The 18,199-nt window shown below is 65.6% G+C and carries 18 protein-coding genes; 8 read left to right on the forward strand and 10 right to left on the reverse strand.

Annotated elements, in window-relative coordinates:
* Positions 1-26 precede the first annotated feature (26 nt).
* Genes BVH73_RS08045 through BVH73_RS08060 form a run of 4 tightly spaced genes read right to left on the reverse strand, consistent with a single transcriptional unit; the run spans position 27 to position 4,438 of the window.
* A complete protein-coding gene (locus tag BVH73_RS08045) occupies positions 27-929 on the reverse strand; it encodes a glycosyltransferase family protein (RefSeq protein WP_079417660.1) in 903 nt (300 codons plus the stop codon).
* A gap of 26 nt (positions 930-955) precedes the next feature.
* Entirely contained in the window at positions 956-1,921 is a 966-nt protein-coding gene (locus tag BVH73_RS08050; protein WP_079417662.1) for a beta-1,6-N-acetylglucosaminyltransferase, read from the reverse strand.
* A gap of 36 nt (positions 1,922-1,957) precedes the next feature.
* Positions 1,958-3,031, reverse strand: coding sequence for a glycosyltransferase family 2 protein (locus BVH73_RS08055; RefSeq protein WP_079417664.1), 1,074 nt, complete (start codon positions 3,029-3,031; stop codon positions 1,958-1,960).
* A 12-nt stretch (positions 3,032-3,043) separates the two neighbouring features.
* Positions 3,044-4,438 (reverse strand): undecaprenyl-phosphate glucose phosphotransferase, encoded by a 1,395-nt coding sequence (locus BVH73_RS08060; protein ID WP_079417666.1) that lies wholly within the window; start codon positions 4,436-4,438, stop codon positions 3,044-3,046.
* A 452-nt stretch (positions 4,439-4,890) separates the two neighbouring features.
* Here BVH73_RS08060 and BVH73_RS08065 point away from each other — a divergent pair, with 452 nt between their 5' ends.
* Positions 4,891-5,676 carry a phytanoyl-CoA dioxygenase family protein gene (locus BVH73_RS08065; RefSeq protein WP_169836765.1) on the forward strand — a complete coding sequence of 262 codons (786 nt, stop codon included), beginning with the start codon at positions 4,891-4,893 and terminating at the stop codon, positions 5,674-5,676.
* Here BVH73_RS08065 and BVH73_RS08070 read toward each other — a convergent pair.
* Both BVH73_RS08070 and BVH73_RS08075 read right to left on the reverse strand, forming a co-directional pair.
* Positions 5,657-6,238, reverse strand: coding sequence for a hypothetical protein (locus tag BVH73_RS08070; RefSeq protein ID WP_079417670.1), 582 nt, complete (start codon positions 6,236-6,238; stop codon positions 5,657-5,659). The two genes, BVH73_RS08065 and BVH73_RS08070, sit on opposite strands and share 20 nt — an antisense overlap.
* A 98-nt stretch (positions 6,239-6,336) precedes the next feature.
* Positions 6,337-7,401 carry a homocysteine S-methyltransferase family protein gene (locus tag BVH73_RS08075; RefSeq protein ID WP_079417672.1) on the reverse strand — a complete coding sequence of 355 codons (1,065 nt, stop codon included), beginning with the start codon at positions 7,399-7,401 and terminating at the stop codon, positions 6,337-6,339.
* Between the two features lie 92 nt (positions 7,402-7,493).
* On the opposite strand from BVH73_RS08075, the gene BVH73_RS08080 reads away from it, so the two are divergent.
* From BVH73_RS08080 to BVH73_RS08095, 4 genes are all read left to right on the forward strand, one after another.
* Positions 7,494-7,901: a hypothetical protein gene (locus BVH73_RS08080; RefSeq protein ID WP_079417674.1), complete on the forward strand. Its 408-nt coding sequence runs from the start codon at positions 7,494-7,496 to the stop codon at positions 7,899-7,901.
* Between the two features lie 73 nt (positions 7,902-7,974).
* Positions 7,975-8,274: a hypothetical protein gene (locus tag BVH73_RS08085; RefSeq protein WP_154048454.1), complete on the forward strand. Its 300-nt coding sequence runs from the start codon at positions 7,975-7,977 to the stop codon at positions 8,272-8,274.
* A gap of 11 nt (positions 8,275-8,285) precedes the next feature.
* Positions 8,286-10,136, forward strand: coding sequence for an HvfB family MNIO-type RiPP peptide maturase (locus BVH73_RS15930; protein WP_169836766.1), 1,851 nt, complete (start codon positions 8,286-8,288; stop codon positions 10,134-10,136).
* Between the two features lie 15 nt (positions 10,137-10,151).
* Entirely contained in the window at positions 10,152-10,664 is a 513-nt protein-coding gene (locus BVH73_RS08095) for a copper chaperone PCu(A)C (RefSeq protein ID WP_079417678.1), read from the forward strand.
* A 77-nt stretch (positions 10,665-10,741) separates the two neighbouring features.
* On the opposite strand, the gene BVH73_RS08100 is transcribed toward BVH73_RS08095, so the two are convergent.
* Entirely contained in the window at positions 10,742-11,701 is a 960-nt protein-coding gene (locus tag BVH73_RS08100) for an AAA family ATPase (RefSeq protein WP_079417680.1), read from the reverse strand.
* Positions 11,702-11,882: 181 nt separating this feature from the next.
* Positions 11,883-13,778 carry a potassium transporter Kup gene (locus BVH73_RS08105; RefSeq protein ID WP_169836767.1) on the reverse strand — a complete coding sequence of 632 codons (1,896 nt, stop codon included), beginning with the start codon at positions 13,776-13,778 and terminating at the stop codon, positions 11,883-11,885.
* Between the two features lie 200 nt (positions 13,779-13,978).
* On the opposite strand from BVH73_RS08105, the gene hemN reads away from it, so the two are divergent.
* The 3 genes from hemN (at position 13,979) to BVH73_RS08120 (ending at position 17,121) form a co-directional block, all read left to right on the forward strand.
* Positions 13,979-15,382: an oxygen-independent coproporphyrinogen III oxidase gene (gene hemN, locus BVH73_RS08110; RefSeq protein ID WP_079417682.1), complete on the forward strand. Its 1,404-nt coding sequence runs from the start codon at positions 13,979-13,981 to the stop codon at positions 15,380-15,382.
* Positions 15,383-15,475: 93 nt separating this feature from the next.
* The gene (locus tag BVH73_RS08115; RefSeq protein ID WP_079417684.1) at positions 15,476-16,099 is read left to right on the forward strand and encodes a MarC family protein; all 624 of its coding nucleotides are present in this window, start codon (positions 15,476-15,478) and stop codon (positions 16,097-16,099) included.
* A 266-nt stretch (positions 16,100-16,365) separates the two neighbouring features.
* Complete coding sequence (locus BVH73_RS08120; RefSeq protein ID WP_079417686.1) at positions 16,366-17,121, forward strand: sulfite exporter TauE/SafE family protein; 756 nt, start codon at positions 16,366-16,368, stop codon at positions 17,119-17,121.
* 103 nt (positions 17,122-17,224) lie between these two features.
* Here BVH73_RS08120 and BVH73_RS08125 read toward each other — a convergent pair whose 3' ends face one another.
* Together BVH73_RS08125 and BVH73_RS08130 are read right to left on the reverse strand one after the other, a co-directional pair.
* Positions 17,225-17,416: a YgaP family membrane protein gene (locus BVH73_RS08125; protein WP_079420447.1), complete on the reverse strand. Its 192-nt coding sequence runs from the start codon at positions 17,414-17,416 to the stop codon at positions 17,225-17,227.
* A gap of 95 nt (positions 17,417-17,511) precedes the next feature.
* Positions 17,512-18,183 carry a Crp/Fnr family transcriptional regulator gene (locus BVH73_RS08130; RefSeq protein ID WP_079417688.1) on the reverse strand — a complete coding sequence of 224 codons (672 nt, stop codon included), beginning with the start codon at positions 18,181-18,183 and terminating at the stop codon, positions 17,512-17,514.
* Positions 18,184-18,199 lie beyond the last annotated feature (16 nt).

Consider the following 18,199-nt stretch of genomic DNA (forward strand, 5'->3'; position numbering starts at 1 on the left):
GGTTCGATCTATCGGGTGCCGCCGGGTCAGACCAGAACGCGGCCACGGCCTTCGTGGCGAACGAAGGTTTCGAGCTGATCAAGCATGCGCGCATGCACGCTGTTCAGCACCGTGTCTCGGCTCAGGCTGGGTCGCGCGTTGTCGGCCAGCCTGCGCAGGTGTTGCGCAGCCCGCTCGATCCACCATCCCGGGGTGTGATCGCGCAGGGTCGCCGTGGCGCGCCGCCGGGCCGACAGTTGCCCCGCCAGCCGACTGCCTCGCGGGGCCAAATGCAGCGCCTGTTCGAGCAGGGAACTGCGGGGCAGCGTGTCCCATTCGATGCGTAGGTCCAGCGCCGAAGCCCAGTCGTTCCATTTCATGCGGTGCTGCTGCGCTGGGGCGGCTGCGACCCAGGGCGTGCGCAGCGCGTCGGCGACGATGGCGCCATGCATGGCCTCGGTCAGCAACAGCTCCGAACCGGTGATCGCCTCCAGGACCGTGTCCACCGGCGCCGTCGGGTCGATGAACTGCACGCCGGCAAGACGGCATGCGTCTTCCCACCGGCCCGGCCAGACGCTCTCCCAGTGCGGCATGAAGGAGACGCGGCCGGGCACGGCCTGCCGCTGGATATTCAGGCTGCGGATAAGGATGGCCGCGTCGCCAAGGGCTTTGTCCTGGGCCAACCCCAGCTTTCGCGCGCTGAGCTTGCCGCGCACGAAATAGATGGCCCAGGAGGCGTCGAGCACAGGCGTGGCGGTGTAACCCCCATAACCTGCGCCGAAGACCACTTTGCGGCGGCTCGGATTGAAGCCCGACTGAATCGTGGAGCCGATGCCGATGAACAGATCGCCCGCTCCGTCGAACACGTCCCCGAGAAGTCGCGGCCAGAGCCAAGGGTTGAGCTCGTCGCCGAAATTCGGACTGGCGCCGCGAAAGACATAGAGTTCCATGTGCGGATTCCTTCGGAGCGTCTGCGTCAGCCCGCCAGCGCGGGCACCGGAAGGGGCTCGGTCCGGGGCTTTGCGCACGGCGGCGGCGCGGCTTCGCTGTCGAGCAAGGCATCGAGCAGGCGCAGCAGATCGCGCGATTCGGGCCCGAACTTACGCGCGAAGAGAAAGGGCTGGGTGTGCGGCCAGATCTTGCTGGGTTGCCGCTCGGGGTCGTGGGCGAGAAATTCCGCATGCGCCAGGGTCAGCGGCTCGGGACGATGGCGCTGGGTGCTCCAGTCGGAATAGGTCAGACTGGGTCGTATCGCCGCGGCATAGGGCGAATTGCCCAGGACGGTGTGAAAGCACGATTCGTCGGGGCAGACGGCGTGCCTGAAAAACTCGGTGTACTCGTGATGGCTTTCCAGAAACGCGACGACATGCGCCGCGGCCTCCGGGCTGAGAGCCCACCAGGTGGCACCGCCGTAGGGTTGCATCCCACCGAGCGCAGGGATGTGATCGCGCCGCCGCGGCAGCAGGCCGAGGCGCTGCGCCACCCGCTTGATGCGGTTGATCAAGGGCGAGGCTGTATCGCTCGGATGGTAGGTGGTCAGCAGGGCCAGAGGCTTGTTGCGTTCGGTCGAAGGGATCGGCACCAGATCGATGAATTCCTGATCTGCATGGGCCTGGAAGAAGGCGTGCAACTCGGCGTTGCATCGCACCGGATAGTCGGCGCCGCTGAGCAGCACCAGCCGCGCGGGAGTGAAATCCGGGTCCGACAGGGCCAGGCCCATCAACCGCAGAATGGCTTCGACCTGCGAGTAATCGCCCCAGAACACCCGCACGCGGTCTTGCACCCAGCGAATGGGGAGATCGCCCATGCCCTGAAAATCTTCGAGGCGCGACTTGCGGTCGATGTGCACGTAGAACCGGCTGTCGGGCGTGGACAGCCGCTTGACCAGCGCCCGCAGATGCGATGGCTGGTCGTGGGCGAGGATGAGGTAGGCGATGTCCATGGCGGCGATGGCTGGCGGTGGCTGTCTCTAGGGCGCTCAGGCGGCGGCCAGCGTCTGCGACAACACGGCGCTGGGCCCCTTGCGGCCCATGAGGTGAAGCTTGACCGTGGTCTGCTCGTTCATCGCCGGCCGGTGGGTGCTGCGAAATTGGGCATAGCGGGCCAGCATGGCGGGTCGGCTGCGCTGGCTGAGCACACGGCGGTAGGCCAGTTCGCGGCGCAGGCCTGCGCGATCCATGTCGGTGCGCTGCAGCGCCGTGCGCAGCGCGGCATACTCGGCGCGGAAGTCACCGCGATCGCCCAGGTCGTAAAGCATGCCGCCGTGGTTGCAGAACGGCGTGGGGTCGAAGGCAGGCGTGCCGTGCATCTCGCTCAGGCGCGCGGCCAAGTGCAGCGAAACGGCATGCGAAGCCGCCATTTGCGCCGCGAATTTCTGCCGCCCTACGCCGCCCGAGTGCATGCGGTAGCGGATGAGCCGTTGCGGCAGATTGGCCACCAGGCCCCACAGGGCGAGTTGTCCGAACAGAAAATAGTCTTCAACCAGGTTCTCGAACTCAGGCATCGGCCGGGCTGGGATACCCTGACCGAATGCCACGCCATAGCGCGCGCCCAGCGCCTGGAGACGATCCAGCCTCAGAGCCACCGTGGGGTGAGCCACCGGGTTGCAAAACAGCATGGCGGCGGTGATGCGACCCGGCGCGGTGGGCAGGGGATGCTGGGCAAGGGTGCGGCCCTGGTCGTCGAATTGGGTGAGCTGCCCGCCCAGCGCCACCCCATCCGGATGGGCGGCAAAGCCATCGCGGGTGTGCTGCAACCGATCAGGCAGCGCGATGTCGTCGGCGTCGTGGCGGACGACGTATTTGGCATCGCACAGGTCGAGCCCGGCGTTGAGCAGGCCCGACAGCCCGCGCGCCTGCGGCAGACTGTGGATGCGGATGCGCGGATCGATCCGGGCGCGCGACTCGGCGATGTCGAGGGTACGGTCGGTGGATCCATGATCGAGCAGCAGCAGCCGCCAGTCGCCGATCGTCTGCACGCGCAGGCTGTCGAGCGCCTCAGCGAGATAGGCCGCGCCGTTCTTCACCGGCAGGAGGATGTCGAAGTAGGCCATGATCGTGCCCGCTCAGTAGGCGTTCTGCCCGCGAAAGCCTTTGAACGCGGTGGCGGCGATGATGCGCAGATCCATCACCAGCGACCAGTTGCGGATGTAGTGCATGTCGTACTCCACCCGGCGCTCCATCTTGTCCACGCTGTCGGTCTCGCCACGCCAGCCGTTGATCTGCGCCCAGCCAGTAATGCCGGGCTTGACCTTGTGACGCAGCATGTAGCCGTGTATCAGCGCGCGGTACTGTTCGTTGTGCGCGACGGCATGCGGGCGCGGGCCGACGATGGACATGCGCCCCTGCAGCACGTTGAAGAACTGCGGCAGCTCGTCCAGCGAGGTGCGGCGCAGAAAGGCCCCCAGCGGTGTGACGCGGCGGTCGCCGCGCGTGGCCTGCACCACGCTGTCGCCGTTTTCCGCCACCGTCATGCTGCGAAACTTCCACACCTCCACCACTTGGCCATTGAGGCCGTAGCGGCGCTGCTTGAAGAGCGCCGGGCCTGGCGAGGTGAGCCGCACCGCGGCGGCGATGGCCAACAGCAGCGGGCTGATGAGCAGCAGAATGAGGCTGGACAGCACCACGTCCTCGATGCGCTTGAGCAATCCGTTGACGCCGAAAAAAGGCGAGTCGTAGACGCTGATGATGGGATGGCCGGCCACCTCACGCCAATTGGCATGGTTGCGCTCGAAGATGTAGGCATCGGGGACGAGGAACACCGAGGCCGTGGCATCGGCCAGCTCGCGCACGATCTGGTCGATACGGTGCTCGGCGCAGATCGGCAGGGTGATGAATACGAAGTCCACCTTGCCCTCGCGGGCGTCGCGCACGAGACCGTCGATATTGCCGACCAGCGAGAGGCTTTGCAGATTCAGCCGTTTGACCGCGCGGTCGTCATACACCCCGGCCACACGCAAGCCCGACCACAAACGGCTCTGGAAGTGACGCGCGATGCGCTCGGCCGTGCGGTTGGCCCCGACGAAGGCGAGGATGCGGATGTCCACTCCCCGGCGGGCGTTGCGCTCCACGCGGTGACGCAGATAGGCTCGCAGTCCGAGCATGCAGGCCGGCACCGCCAGCGCCCAAAGCCCCAGAGACAGCCGCGAGTAGTCGGACGTGACATGCAGGGCAAAGCCGGTGGCGAGCAGCGCGGAGAGCACGGCGAACCAGACGATGACCAGTTGCCTGGCTTCTTCGTGCAAGGGCAGCAACTGCCAGGAGCCGTAGAGGTTCCAGAACCGCGCACCGAGCTGAAAGTAGAGCAGCGCGGTCGTCGTGAGGAAAAAGGCCATGTCGGTCGTGGACTGGCCGACCAGCCACAGACTGCCGTGCAGCACCAGCGCGATGAAGGCGATATCGGCCACACGCAAAACGATTTCGGCATTGTCGTAAGACGACTGCACGGCTCCGCGCACCATGGGGCATCCTCCTGACCTGACCGGATGGTCATTCGACCAGCCTGCGCTTGTGCGCAGGCTGGTCGACCCGGACTGCCGGCTTCGCAGCCCTCGCTGCTATGCAGCAATTCCCGGGCCAGGCCCTGCCCTTGCGAGAGACGCCCCTGGTGCCCGACACCAGAGATGCGCGAGGCCCTCCATATCGAAAGCGAAAGGCTTTCAGCGAGCAAAGCCCGCCATTCAACGAATACTGTTTCGTGAATAAATCAATTGCAATGCATTTTTTACATCGTTATGTGCCATCGACGCGCAAATGGCACTCCCATCGTGCGCCATTGCACTGCTGCGGTGCAGCATAAGGTCCCGGCCTCATCAAGGTCGGCGTTTTCTGGCCAACAGACGGGCGCGGATATTGCACCTGCAGCCCCGGTCCGACTTCACGCCGCTTTCGACCCATGCTTCCCGGAGGTTCCATGCCTGACGATTCCCCCATCCCTCAAGCGCCGACCGCACAGGATTTGCATCATTGGCAACAAGACGGCTATCTCGCCTTGCCCGGGCTGTTCTCGCGGGACGCGGTGGCCGAGGTGGGGCAGCTTCTCGATGGTCTCTTCGCCGCCCATCAGGCCGCAACGCCCGACGACTGGACGCAGCTGCGCAACGGTCAGGCGGTTTCCGTCGAAATTCTGCGCACCACCGAGCGCGAGCCGCAGCTGTTGAGCACCGAGGTCTATCGGCGCTGTCAGCGCTATGCCGAACAGCTTCTGGAGACGCCCGTCGAGTGCGTGTTCGAACACGTCATCCGCAAACCCGGCGGCGTGGGCACGGGCACGTTCTGGCACCAAGACTGCTATTACGAAAAGGTGGAGCCCTGGCGCTGCAAACACCGGGTGCATTTCTGGATTCCCATGGCCGACGTGGCCTTGCACGGGGGCGCCATGCGCTATGTGCCCGGCACGCATGGCGGTCAGCGCTACCCGCACGAGACCCTTCCCACCGCTCAGAACACGCACTATGTGATGGCCACAGGCTTCGACCCGTCCGCCGCGGTGGACGTGCCCATCGAGGCCGGAGGGGCCATCGTGCACCATCCGAATCTGCTGCATGCCAGCGGCCCGAACGCCTCCCCGCAGACGCGCACGGCGTGGATTCTCCAGTTCGCCCGCCCGCGCACCCTGCCGCAGAAGCTCTACTACCGCGCTCTGGGCTGGAAGACGCAGGCCCTGCGCCGGTTCAACGTCAGGCCCGCAGCCGGTTGAGCGACTGCAGCTCGTAGATCAGCCTCGTGCGCACGCCGTTGATCGACAGCGTGTCTTCGATGCCCTTGACCGCTCGGCCTGCCGCCGGCGCGTACCAGTAATGCGTCATCACCGTGGCCTGCGCCGCGGTGTAATGGCCCTGCAGGCGGTAGGCGTGAAACGTGCCGGCGGGCACGGTGATGGTCTGCTCGGCCTCTACGCTCACGCTTACGCCCAGGCGGGTCTGCAGATCCCATTCGGGCTGGCTCTGGGTGATGGTGTCCTTCCAGTTCTTGCCCACGCTCAGCGGAAAGTCGAACTGGGGGAACGCCGGTTTGTATTCGATGGCCTCGCCCGGCACGATTTCGCGCGACAGCAGATCGAACTGCTTCGAATAGATGTTCTTCAGCACAGGCGAATCGGGTTTGTTGGTGCGCTGCACTTCGATGTGCACCTCGCCCTGCGGGCCGATCTGCGTGACGTGGCTGGCCAGGATCAGGCCGGGCTCGCCGCGCTCGGCTTCTTCCTGGGTGCGCGTGACGAACACCCAGCGGTCGCCGACGCGGATATCGGGCAGTTGCATCTTGAGTCTCCTGCAAGGATGGGGCGGAATCACGATTTTGCCCCGGCCGCCGCAATGGATGCGGCGCGCCGGGCAAAGCCCGCGATGGTCAAGGTGAATCAGGCCGCGTCGGCGTAGAAGCCAGCGCGGTGGCGCGCGCGCGGCGCTTCGCTCTTCACCGCGGCCTGGATGGCGGCGATGTGGTCGGGCGTGGTGCCGCAGCAGCCGCCCACGATGTTCACCAGACCTTCCGCGGCGAATTCGTGCAGCAGGCGCGAGGTGACTTCGGGGGTTTCGTCGAAGCCGGTGTCGCTCATCGGATTGGGCAACCCGGCGTTGGGGTAGCAGCTGATGAAGGTGTCGGGCGCCGCCTTGGCCAGCTCCTGCAGGTAGGGCCGCATGAGCGTGGCGCCGAGCGCGCAGTTCAGCCCCACGGCCAGGGGCTGGGCGTGGCGCACGCTGGACCAGAATGCCGTGACCGTCTGGCCGGAGAGGATGCGCCCCGAAGCGTCGGTGACGGTGCCGCTGATGAGAATGGGCAGGCGCTCGCCGGTGGCCTCGAACACTTCGTCGATGGCGAACAGCGCGGCCTTGGCGTTGAGGGTGTCGAAAATGGTCTCGACCAGAATGACGTCGGCGCCGCCGCGCATCAGCGCCCGCGTCTGCTGCGCATAGGCGGCGCGCAGGGTTTCGAAGTCGACGTTGCGCGCGCCGGGATCGTTCACGTCCGGGCTGATGCTCGCCGTCTTGGGCGTGGGCCCGAGCGCCCCCGCGACGAAGCGCGGCTTGTCCGGCGTGCTGAATTTGTCGCAGGCCGCACGCGCCAGGCGCGCCGAGGCTTCGTTCATCTCGTCCACCAGCTCGGCCATGCCGTAGTCGTCCTGCGCCACGGTGGTCGCGCCGAAGGTGTTGGTCTCGACGAGGTCGGCGCCCGCGGCCAGATAGCCCTCGTGAATGTCGCGGATGATCTGCGGCTGGGTCAGGCTGAGCAGTTCGTTATTGCCCTTGACGTCGCGCGGCCAGTTTTTGAAGCGCTCGCCACGGTACTGCGCCTCGCTGAGCTTGAAGCGCTGGATCATGGTGCCCATGGCGCCATCGAGGATGACGATGCGCTGTTGCAGCAGGGCGGGCAGTTGTGCCGCGCGGGTGTAAGGCCTGGGTTCGGAGGGGACGAGATTCTGCATGGCGTCATGGTAGGGCCAAGCGCCGCCCGTGCAGTCGTGACACTTTGTTTCGGCACGATCAGGACGGTTCTGCGTAACATGCGCGAAAACCTATGTTGCCCCTTGCCCGACCTTCGTTCGCGCCGCTACGGCGTCTGTCCAGCCTGATCTGGCTGGTCGTGGCCTGCCTCGCGCTGCAGCCGTTGGCGTGGGCACAGCAGGCGCAGGTGCAGGCCGTGTCCCTGCCTTATTGCGCAACCCCGGCGATCACGCCATCGACAGCGGGCGCCAGCAAGGCGGCGAACCACGCGCCAATCCATCCGCCGTATGTGCTGTTGCTGCTGCCCTCGCAGGCTTGTAGCGGCGATCATGCCCCAACGGGTCTGCTGCCGCACATCGCAGCCTCCGCATCAACCCCGACCGGGCTGCGCTATGCCCAGTCCACTGCGCTGGCCTGGGCCCCGCGCAGTCCGGAACGCTTTCTGCGACCCTGGTCGCACGCCCCGCCCCGTCACACCTGATCGATCGCTGCTTGCTGACACGCCGGAGCCGCTCCGCGCGTGTGCCCCTTTTCGATTTCAGGAGTGCTGTTTCATGTCTCGTTCCCTCCCCCTGGCCGCCGCCGTCGGCGCCGCTATGATGGTCACGCTGGGCTCTGCTGCTCAGGCCGCCACCAATCCCTTTGCCTTTTCCGAGATGCCCCCCGGCCATCTGCTGAAGACAGCCGCGAAAGAAGCGGGCTGCGGCGCCGATGACGCCAAGGGCAAGGCCCTGCCCGACTGCACGCCGCAGATGCGGGCCCAGGGCAAGTGCGGCTCCGACACCTGCAAGGCCCCGGCCGGGCAGTGCGGCGCCAAGGACATGGCGGACAAGCCGGCCAAGCACGCCAGCTGAGGCCCGTCGCCATGTCGGCCGCCACGCCCGCTTGCGGCGGGATGGCCCCGCGCCACCCGCAAGGCGCAGGACTGGGGCTGCGCCAGGACTTCCTGGCGGAGTTGCAGTCCGCGCTGCCCGAGGGGCTCGATTTTTTCGAGATCGCCCCCGAGAACTGGATCGGCGTGGGCGGAGAATCCGGCCGCGCGCTGCGCGCGTTGACGGAGCGCGCACCCTTCGTCTGTCACGGGCTGTCGCTCTCGCTGGGCGGCCCGGGGCCGTTGAACGTGGCCTTGCTGCGGCAGATCCGGCAGTTCATGGATCTGCACGGCATGGCCCTCTACACCGAGCATCTGGCCTGGTGTGCCGACACCTCGGGGCAACTCTATGAGCTGCTGCCCCTGCCCTTCACCGAGGAGGCCGTGCGCCACGTTGCCGCGCGCATCCGCCAGACCCAGGATGTTCTGGGGCAGCGCATCGCGGTGGAAAACGCCTCCTACTACGCCGCCCACCCGAACGCGCCGCTTTCTGAGATCGAATTCATCCAGGCGGTGCTGGCCGAGGCCGACTGCGATCTGCACCTGGATGTGAACAACCTCTATGTGAACTGCGCCAATCATGGCGGCGACCCTGCCGCGCAACTGCGGGCGCTGCCCAGCGAACGCATCGCCTACCTGCACATCGCCGGGCACCGCCGCATGGACGACGGCCTGCTGCTCGACACCCACGGCGCGGCCGTCATCGACCCGGTGTGGCAGTTGCTGCAGACGGTTTACGCCCACCATGGCATGCGCCCCACCCTGCTCGAACGCGACAACCATCTGCCGACGCTGGAGGTGCTGATGCAGGAAGTGCGGCAGATCGGCACGCTGCAAAGCCGGGCCAGCCCCGCCACTGGCGTGGTGCCGCCCGCCATGCCCCGGCCATCCATCGCCCTCGCCGCCCCCGCGACCGCAGATCGGGCCGAGGCCTTGCAGGACACGCAGGCGGCGTTCGCCGCGCGTCTGCGCCGGCCGCGCGGCCAGCCCTGTCCAGCGGGCCTGAAGGCGCGACGGGTCGATCTCTATGCGCGGCTGGTCCATGCCAATGTGAACGAAGCCCTGCTCGGCGCGTTTCCGCGCCTGCGCGGTTTGTTGTCCGCGCGGCGCTGGTCGCAACTGGTACGCCGGTTCGTCGCCGAGCACGGCTGCCAGACGCCCTTCTTCCGCGACTTGGGCGGCGAGTTCGTCGCCTTTCTCCAGGGCCCTTCGCTGCCCCTGGCCGATCATGCTCCAGGCGACGCTGGGCCGCCCCAAGTTGCCTTGACCCCCGCGGGGGGCGGGCCGACGAGCCGCCCCGGGGGGCGCTCAGAGGCCCTGTGCGCGCTCGCCCATTTTGAGTGGACCCGCGGCACTCTGATGCTCGACGACCCTGAAGCCGTCGCCTGCCAGCCCGATGGCGATCTGCTGCACGACGTGCCGGTCTGCAACCCGGCGCTGCGGCTCGTGCACTACGACTGGCCGGTGCATACCCTGCGGCCCAGGCAGCGTATTGCGCCCGTGGCCACCGATCTGGCGCTTTACCGCGTCGGGGCCGATCAGGTGCGCTGCGCGCAGATCAACCCATTGACCGCACAATTGATCGAACGCCTGCGCCCCGGCGAGTTGACGGGGTCTCAGGCCATTGCCTCCCTGCGCGGCGGCCGCGACGACCCGGCGGCGGCCGCGGCTTACCTCGACTTCGGCGCGGCGCTTTTGCGTGACCTGCGCCTGAGCGGGGTGTTGCTCGGCAGCCGCGCAGCAGCCGACGCTGCCCCCCTATCCTTGCCCGTTATCGCCGCGGACACGGTCACCGCGCGTGCCGCGAGCGCTGTTTCCCCTCTTTTCCCCCGCTTTACCCTCTGAACTGAAGGAGTCGTCATGTCTGTCACCGCTTTTTCTCGCCGCCGTCTCGCCCAGGGCCTCGCCGCAGGCGCACTCAGCCTGGGGCTGCTCGGCTCGGCATTCGCCGCGGGCATCCAGGTCACGGAGGCCTGGATCCGCTGGCTTCCGGCCAATCTGCCCGCCGGGGGCTATGCCAAGGTCACGAACGATACCGACAAGGAGGTCAAGCTCGTCGGCGCCTCCAGCCCGAAGTACGGCATGGTCATGCTGCACCAGACGGTGAACAAGAACGGCATGTCGAACATGGTGCACGTCGACGCTATTGCCATCGCCCCGCACAAGAGCATGGCCTTCACCCCGGGCGACTATCACATCATGCTGATGCAGCCCAAGCCCGGCATCGAGCCTGGCCAGAAGGTGCCCGTCACGCTCAAGTTCTCGGACGGCCAATCGGTCACGACCGAGTTCGAGGTCCGCAAGCCCACGGCCTCCGGCCCGGATGACATGAAGGGCATGGACATGGGACACATGAAGGGCATGCAACATTGAGCCGCCAGGGCCGGACGGCACCCGCCCGGCTCAGCGCCTGTGAATGTTCCGGGCCTGTCCGAAATGTTCACAGGCGCTCAGTGCATGAAGCCGATGCGCGATGGGCGGTGCAGCCGTTCGAAGTCGACGTCTCGTGGGGCCAGCTCGGCGCGTCCGTCGAGCTTGGCCGCGCCGAAGGCGCCCAGCAGCAGTCGGCGCAACTCGCGCGGCTTGCACTGCTGCAGCACGTCGAGCACGTCGTCGTCGGGCTGGTCGGGGAAGGTGGCGCCCCAGTCGTGGCCGGTGCGGATCTCGCGGTAGAGGTTGGCCGCGATTCTGCGCGTGCCTTCGGCATCGGGTGCGACGATGTCGTAGACGTTGAGCCGGTTCAGAATGGGCTCGGGAATGCCGCTGGCGTCGTTGGCGGTGGCGATCCAGATCACGCTGCTGCAGTCGATCGGCACTTCGGCGAACTCGTCGGTAAAGGCGCGCGCGGTGTCGGCCTCGAGCAGGCTGTAGAGCGCACCCAGCGGATCGTATTGGGCATGGCCCGCGGCCTTGTCGATCTCGTCGATCACCAGCACCGGGTTGGCATATTCGCCGCCCACCAGGGTGTCGAAGACCTTGCCGGGGCGCGAATGCTTCCATTGCGATGAGGCCCCCGACAGAATCCATCCGGCGGTGAGGGCATTCATCGGCGCCACCGCGCAGGTGGTGCCCAGCAGCGCCGAGACCCGTCGGGCGAAATGGGTCTTGCCGATGCCGGGGTCGCCCAGCAGCAACATGGGCATGATTTCCACCGGATCACGGCTGTCGGCGCACAGCGCCAGGCTGCGGTGGATGTCGCGCAGCGGGGCGCCGAAATTGGGCAGCTCGGCGCAGAGCTGCGACATCTCGGGCGCGTCCTGCGGCTTGATGGCCAGACGATCTCCGCCGGTGGCCAGCATGCGCTGGTAGGTGCCGCGCAGATGCTCATTGGCATCGGGGCCCATGCAGTGGAGCTTGCGCTCCACGGCGCTGACATCGAACACGGTCTTGTAGGCGGCTACGGCAAGCATGGCGTCCTCCTGATGGCGCCCCGTGTACGGGGGTGCGGTCACGACAACAAAGCATCAACCATGCCCGCATCATCGACACGAAGCCGTCGCCGCACAAGGGCGGCAACCCCCGGCAGGATCACGCCGAAGGCCAGACCGTGAAATACCGCACAGCGCTGTGGCCCATCCTCGCCGCTGCGGATCAGATTTCCACCTGCGTGCCCAGCTCGACCACGCGGTTGGGCGGGATGCGGAAGTAATCCGATGCTTCCTGCGCATTGCGGCTCATCCAGGAAAACAGCACCTCGCGCCACACCGCCATGCCCGGCAGCTTGGACGGAATGATGGTCTGTCGCGCCAGGAAGAAGGAGGTTTCCATGAGCTGGAATTCCATGCCGTAGAGGCGTTCGCATTCCTTGAGCAGCCGCTGGATGTCGGGCTCGTCCTGGAAGCCGAGTTCGACGTGCAGCAGATAGATGCCCTCCTCCATCGCCGTGAGCTTGATGCCCTGATCGGCGCTCACATGCGGCACGTCCATCGTTTGCGCCGAGAGGAAGATCACGCGCTCGTGCAGCACTTTGTTGTGCTTGAGGTTGTGCAGCAGCGCGTGCGGCACGGTGGTGGCGTTGGGCGTGAGGTAGATGGCCGTGCCCTCCACGCGGGTGGGCGGGTAGGTGGACAGGCTGGCGACGAAATCCTGCAGGTTCAGCGCATGCTCCTCGAGCTGACGGCGCAGCAGGCTGCGGCCGCGCTTCCAGGTCGCCAGCAAGGTGTAGACCACCGCGCCGAACAACAGCGGGAACCAGCCGCCGTGATCGATCTTGAGCGCGTTGGACGACAGGAAGGCGAGATCGATCAGCGCGAACAGGCCGAACACCACATTGGCGCGCGCCGCACTCCAGCCCCAGCGATGCTGGGCGATCATCCAGCAGAAAGCGGTGGTGACGATCATGGTGATGTTCACCGCAATGCCATAGGCGGCGGCGAGGTTTTCCGCCGTCTTGAAGGTCAGCACCAGCAGCAGCACGAAAATCATCAGCAGCCAGTTGATGAAGGGCACATAGATCTGCCCCTGATTGCTCTCGTTGGTGAACAACACCCGCATGCGCGGCAGATAGCCGAGCTTGATCGCCTGCGTGGTGATCGAATAGGCTCCGGAGATGACCGCTTGCGAGGCAATGATGGTGGCCATGGTGGCCAGCGCCAGCAGCGGCCACAGGGCCCACGACGGCGCCAGATAGAAAAAGGGATTCTTGGTCGCCTCGGGATGCGCCAGTACCAGCGCGCCTTGGCCGAAATAGTTGAGCACCAGGCCGGGCATGACCAGGCCGATCCAGGCGATCTGAATAGGCTTGCGGCCGAAATGTCCCATGTCGGCATACAACGCCTCACCGCCGGTGAGCACCAGGAACACCGCGCCCAGCAGAATCAGCGCCACGCCCGGCTCGCGCACGAACAGCTCCGCCGCGTAGTACGGATTGATGGCCAGCAGCACCGCGGGGTTCTGCACGATCTGCGCCATCCCCAACAGACCGATGGCGGTGAACCAGAGCAGCATGACCGGGCCGAAAAATCGCCCGACCACGGCCGTGCCGTGTTTCTGCACCACGAACAGGCCCACGAGAATGCCCGCCGTGATCGGCACGATCCAGTCGTCGAACACCGGCGTGGCCACGCCCAGGCCCTCGATGGCCGATAGCACCGAAATGGCCGGGGTGATGACGCTGTCGCCATAGAACATCGACGCGCCGATCAGCCCCAGGGCAATGGCCACCGCACGCCCGCGCGTGCCCTTGGCATACCGGCGCATCACCAGCGCCATGAGGGCGAGAATGCCGCCTTCGCCGTCGTTGTCGGCACGCAGCACCAGCAGCACATACTTCACCAGCACGATCAGGGTCAGCGCCCAGAAGATCAGCGACAGCACGCCGAGGATGTTGTCCGCGCTGTAGGGCACGCCATGATCGGGGCTGAACGCCGTCTGGAAGGCGTACAGCGGGCTGGTGCCGATGTCGCCGTACACCACGCCCAGAGCGCCAAGGCTGAGAGCCGCCATGCCGGATTTGTGCTCGGCCGCGGAAGGGGTTTCTGTCTGCATGGGAATTGCGCGAGGTCAGGCCCGCGATGCCGGAAGATGCGCGTCGCAGGATAGTCCATTCCACCCTGGCTTCCGCGCGCATCGGGCTGCATCGAGGCAGCCGCTGTTGTTTTTGCGTTGCAGCAATTGTGCCGCGGTCACGCCAACCGTTGCGTCAGATCAAAACCTCAGGGTCGTCTTTGAGCAAACATTCAATCATTATGATGAATCAATCTCTCGACTTCCAGCCCGAGCTGCTCCAGCGTTTCGACATCTCCGGGCCGCGTTACACCTCCTACCCCACGGCCGACCGCATGCATGCCGGCTTCGGGCCGCGCGACTATGCCGAGGAGTTGCGGCGCCGCGCCCAGCGCCCGGACGAGCCGGTGTCGCTGTATTTCCATGTGCCGTTCTGCGAAACCCTGTGCTACTACTGCGGCTGCAACAAGATCCCCACCAAGAATCACGGCCGCTCTGCGCCTTACCTCGACAGCGTGGAGCAGGAGCTCAAGCTGATTGCCGGCATCCTGCAGGCTCGCCTGCCGGTGACGCAGTTGCACTGGGGCGGCGGCACCCCGACCTTTCTGAATGACGAGGAGGCCGCGCGGCTCATGGCCATGACGCGCGACCATTTCGACCTTCAGCCGGGCGGCGAATTCTCGATCGAGATCGACCCGCGCAAGGTGGACGAGCGGCGCGTGGCCCACCTCGCCCGCCTGGGCTTCAACCGCATGAGCGTGGGCGTGCAGGATTTCGCGCCGGAAGTGCAGCAGGCGGTCAACCGCATCCAGAGCGTGGACGAGACCCGTCTGGTCATCGACGCCGCGCGCGCCCACGGCTTCGGCTCCATCAGCCTCGACCTGATCTACGGCCTGCCCTTCCAGAACCTGGACTCGTTCGCCCGCACGCTCGATCAGGTCATGGAACTCTCGCCCGACCGGCTTTCGCTCTACAGCTACGCGCATCTGCCGCATCTGTTCAAACCCCAGCGCCGCATCAACGCCGAGGATCTGCCTTCGGCCGACATCAAGCTCGGCCTGCTGGGCCTGGCCATCCGGCGGCTGCAAGAGGCCGGCTATGTCTACATCGGTATGGATCATTTCGCCAAGCCCGACGACGAGCTCGCCCGCGCCCAGCGCGAGGGCAAGCTGCACCGCAATTTCCAGGGCTACTCCACGCAGGCCGAACTCGATCTGCTGGCCTTCGGCGTGTCGAGCATTTCCAATGTCGGCAACTGCTACGCGCAAAACGCCAAGACCATCGACGAATACACCGAGATGCTGGCGTTCAACAAACTGCCGACCGCTCGCGGCGTGCACCTCACCCCCGAAGACCACCTGCGCCGCACCGCCATCCAGCGGTTGATGTGCGATTTCCACCTCGATCTCGTCGCCCTTGCCGACGCCTTCAAGGTGGAGGCCGCCACGACCTTCGCCCTCGATCTGCAGCGCCTCAAGCCGCTGGAGGAGGCGGGACTGGTCGTGCGCGAAGGGCCGCATGGCCTGCAGGTTCGCGTCACGCCGCAAGGCCGTCTGCTGGTGCGCATCGTGGCCATGCAGTTCGACGGCTACCTGCACCAGCCGCGCGAGCAGCTGCTGCAGCCGCGCTATTCAAGGGTGATCTGAGCGCAACGCCTGCGGGTGCGAGAAGGGCCGGGAACGGGGTTGAGCCGCGCGGTGCGCTGATAATGAGGTCCGCGCACGCTCCCGTTCAAACCCATGAATCTGGTCAAACCGTTGATCGCCCTGCTGGCGATTGTCAACCCCCTGGGCATCATCCCCTTTTTCATCCTGTTCACCGAAAATTTCACGCGCGAACAGAAGAAGCGGACCATCCTCGTCAGCTCGATCTCGGCGTTTCTGGTCATCGCCCTCAGCACAGTGGTGGGCGCCGACCTGCTGCATTTCTTTGGCATTTCCATCGCGTCCTTCCAGGTGGGCGGCGGCATGCTGCTGTTGATCAGTGCCATCAGCATACTCAACGCCAAGACCGGCGCGACCAAATCGACCAGCGACGAGGTGGAAGAGGCCGCCGATCGCGCCAGCGTGGCGGTGGTGCCGCTGACCATTCCCCTGCTGACCGGTCCGGCCACCATCAGCACGGTCATCATCTATGCCAGCAACACCCATCATTGGTGGCAGCATGCGGTGCTGATCAGTTACGGCGTCATCATTGCGGTCGCGGCCGCGCTTTGCTTCATGGCGGCCGAGCCGATTGCGCGCTTCCTCGGCAAAACCGGCATCAACGTGATGACCCGCCTGATGGGCCTGATTCTCTCGGCACTCGCGGTGGAGATGATGAGCGATGGCCTGCTCAAGCTGTTTCCAGGGCTGGGGCGCTGAAATCGCTCCGCATGCACCAGCGTGAAGCTCTCAGGGTTCGCCCCTAGTGCGGGCGACGCACAAAGTTTGAACAATACTTTTCATTGCGATTGGATGCATCCGACGCACCCCAGCAAGAGGGACTGAGGAGACAAACAACCCGAAGTCAAGGTTGTTTCATGACAAAGGCGCTGCACTTGATTGCAGCGCAGGCAACACCCCGAAGCACCGCGAACACCCGTTCCGGTGCTTTTTTACTTCTCGCCCATCACATCCCCCCTTTGTCCATGGAATTGATCCTGCTCGGCCTCGCCGCATTGTTCGCCGGGTTTGTAGATGCCATCGTTGGCGGGGGCGGATTGGTTCTGGTCCCGGCCCTCTTTGCTGCGTTTCCCAACGCCGCCCCGGCCACGCTTTTTGGCACCAACAAGGGCGGCGCGATCTGGGGCACCTCGGCCTCGATGTGGTCCTATGTGCGGCGGGTTCAACCGCCCTGGTCCACCGTCGTCCCGGCCGCCCTCGCCGCCTTTTTCGGTGCGCTCTGCGGCGCCTGGCTCATCACCCAGGTCAAATCAAGCGACTTCCGCCAGGCCCTGCCCTTCATCCTGCTGGCCGTGCTGCTCTACACCCTCAAGCGCAAGGATCTGGGCCATCATCATGCCCCCCATCTCAGCGGCAGAGCCGAGCGGCTGCTCGCTCTTGGCGGTGGTCTGCTCATCGGGTTTTACGACGGCTTCTTCGGCCCGGGCACGGGCAACTTCCTGATCTTTCTGTTTGTGCGCGGCTTCGGCTTCGATTTTCTGCACGCCTCGGCAAGTGCCAAGGTCGTCAATGTCGCCTGCAATCTGGCCGCGTTGCTGGTGTTTGCCAGCAAGGGTCATGTCATGTGGCCTTACGCGGCCCTCATCGCCGTGTGCAATATCGCCGGAAGTCTTCTGGGAACGCGGCTGGCCTTGCGCCGCGGCACGCACTTTGTGCGAGCGGTGTTTCTACTGGTGGTGGCCGCGCTGATTCTCAAGACCGCGCATGACGCTTTCTTCTGAATCCCCGGACAGGACCACCCGGGCGCCTTCTCATGGGCCAAGAAAAACGGCGTCCCCATGAAGGGTGACGCCGTTTTCAGACCCGAGCCGCGCGCGGCCTGTCTTACTTTTTCATCGAGCAGGTCTTTATGCCGATCAGGGAATACACCGGGCAGAACTTGAACAGGCCCGTGACCAACGGCACGATGCCGATCCAGCCCCAGACACCGATGGTGCCCATCAGCGTCAGCGCGATCAGAACAATACCCACAACAATGCGAAGAATGCGGTCGATGCCGCCAACGTTGAGTTTCATGGCCCACTCCTTGAAAAAGAATGTCGCCATTTGACACCGATTGGCGCGACACCACTGTGACTCCGGTCACATGGCTGCGGCGCGGCCAGAGCGTGTCAGCCCGAAAGGTCTCCCGCCGCCACTTGCCGCAACACGGCCGGCTGCAGGATGTCGATCCTCTCCCGAGAAAGAGCCACCCAGCCGGCCGCCTCGAAGCGTTTGAGCAGGCGGGTGACGATCTCGCGTGCGGTGCCCAGACGGTCGGCAAGTTGTTGATGCGTGCTCTGCAGGCGCGGCCCTTGACCCAGTAGCGCCTGCGCCAGGCGCTGGTCCAGTCGGTGAAACGCCAGGGCGTCGATGAGTGCGGTGAGGTCGGCCATGCGCGTGGCAAATTGCCCCAGGACGAAGCGGCGGAAGGCCGGGGTATGCTGAATCCATTGCTCAAACAGTGACGGGCGAATCATCCACAAGGCCCCGTCAGCCTGCATCTCCGCATGCGCCGAAAGTGTCTCGCCTGAAAAGAGGCTGGCCGATGAAACCAGGCAGATCTCGCCCGGCGTCAGGCGGTACATCTCCAGCTGTCGCCCCGAGGCTGCCATGCGGAACACCCGGGCCTCGCCTGAAAGCACCAGAGGAAACCCGCCACAATGCGCCCCGGGGGCAAACAGCTGCATACCCCTTGGCACCTGCATCGCAGCCGTGCCGCCAGCCCATTCCGCTTGCAATTCGGCGGTCGGCACGGCCGAGAGGGCCGGGTAAAGTTCTTGTAGTTCGTTGAGGGTTTCCATGAAGATGGGGCGTGGT

It is taken from the genome of Thiomonas intermedia (genome assembly GCF_002028405.1).
GTDB lineage: Bacteria > Pseudomonadota > Gammaproteobacteria > Burkholderiales > Burkholderiaceae_C > Thiomonas > Thiomonas intermedia.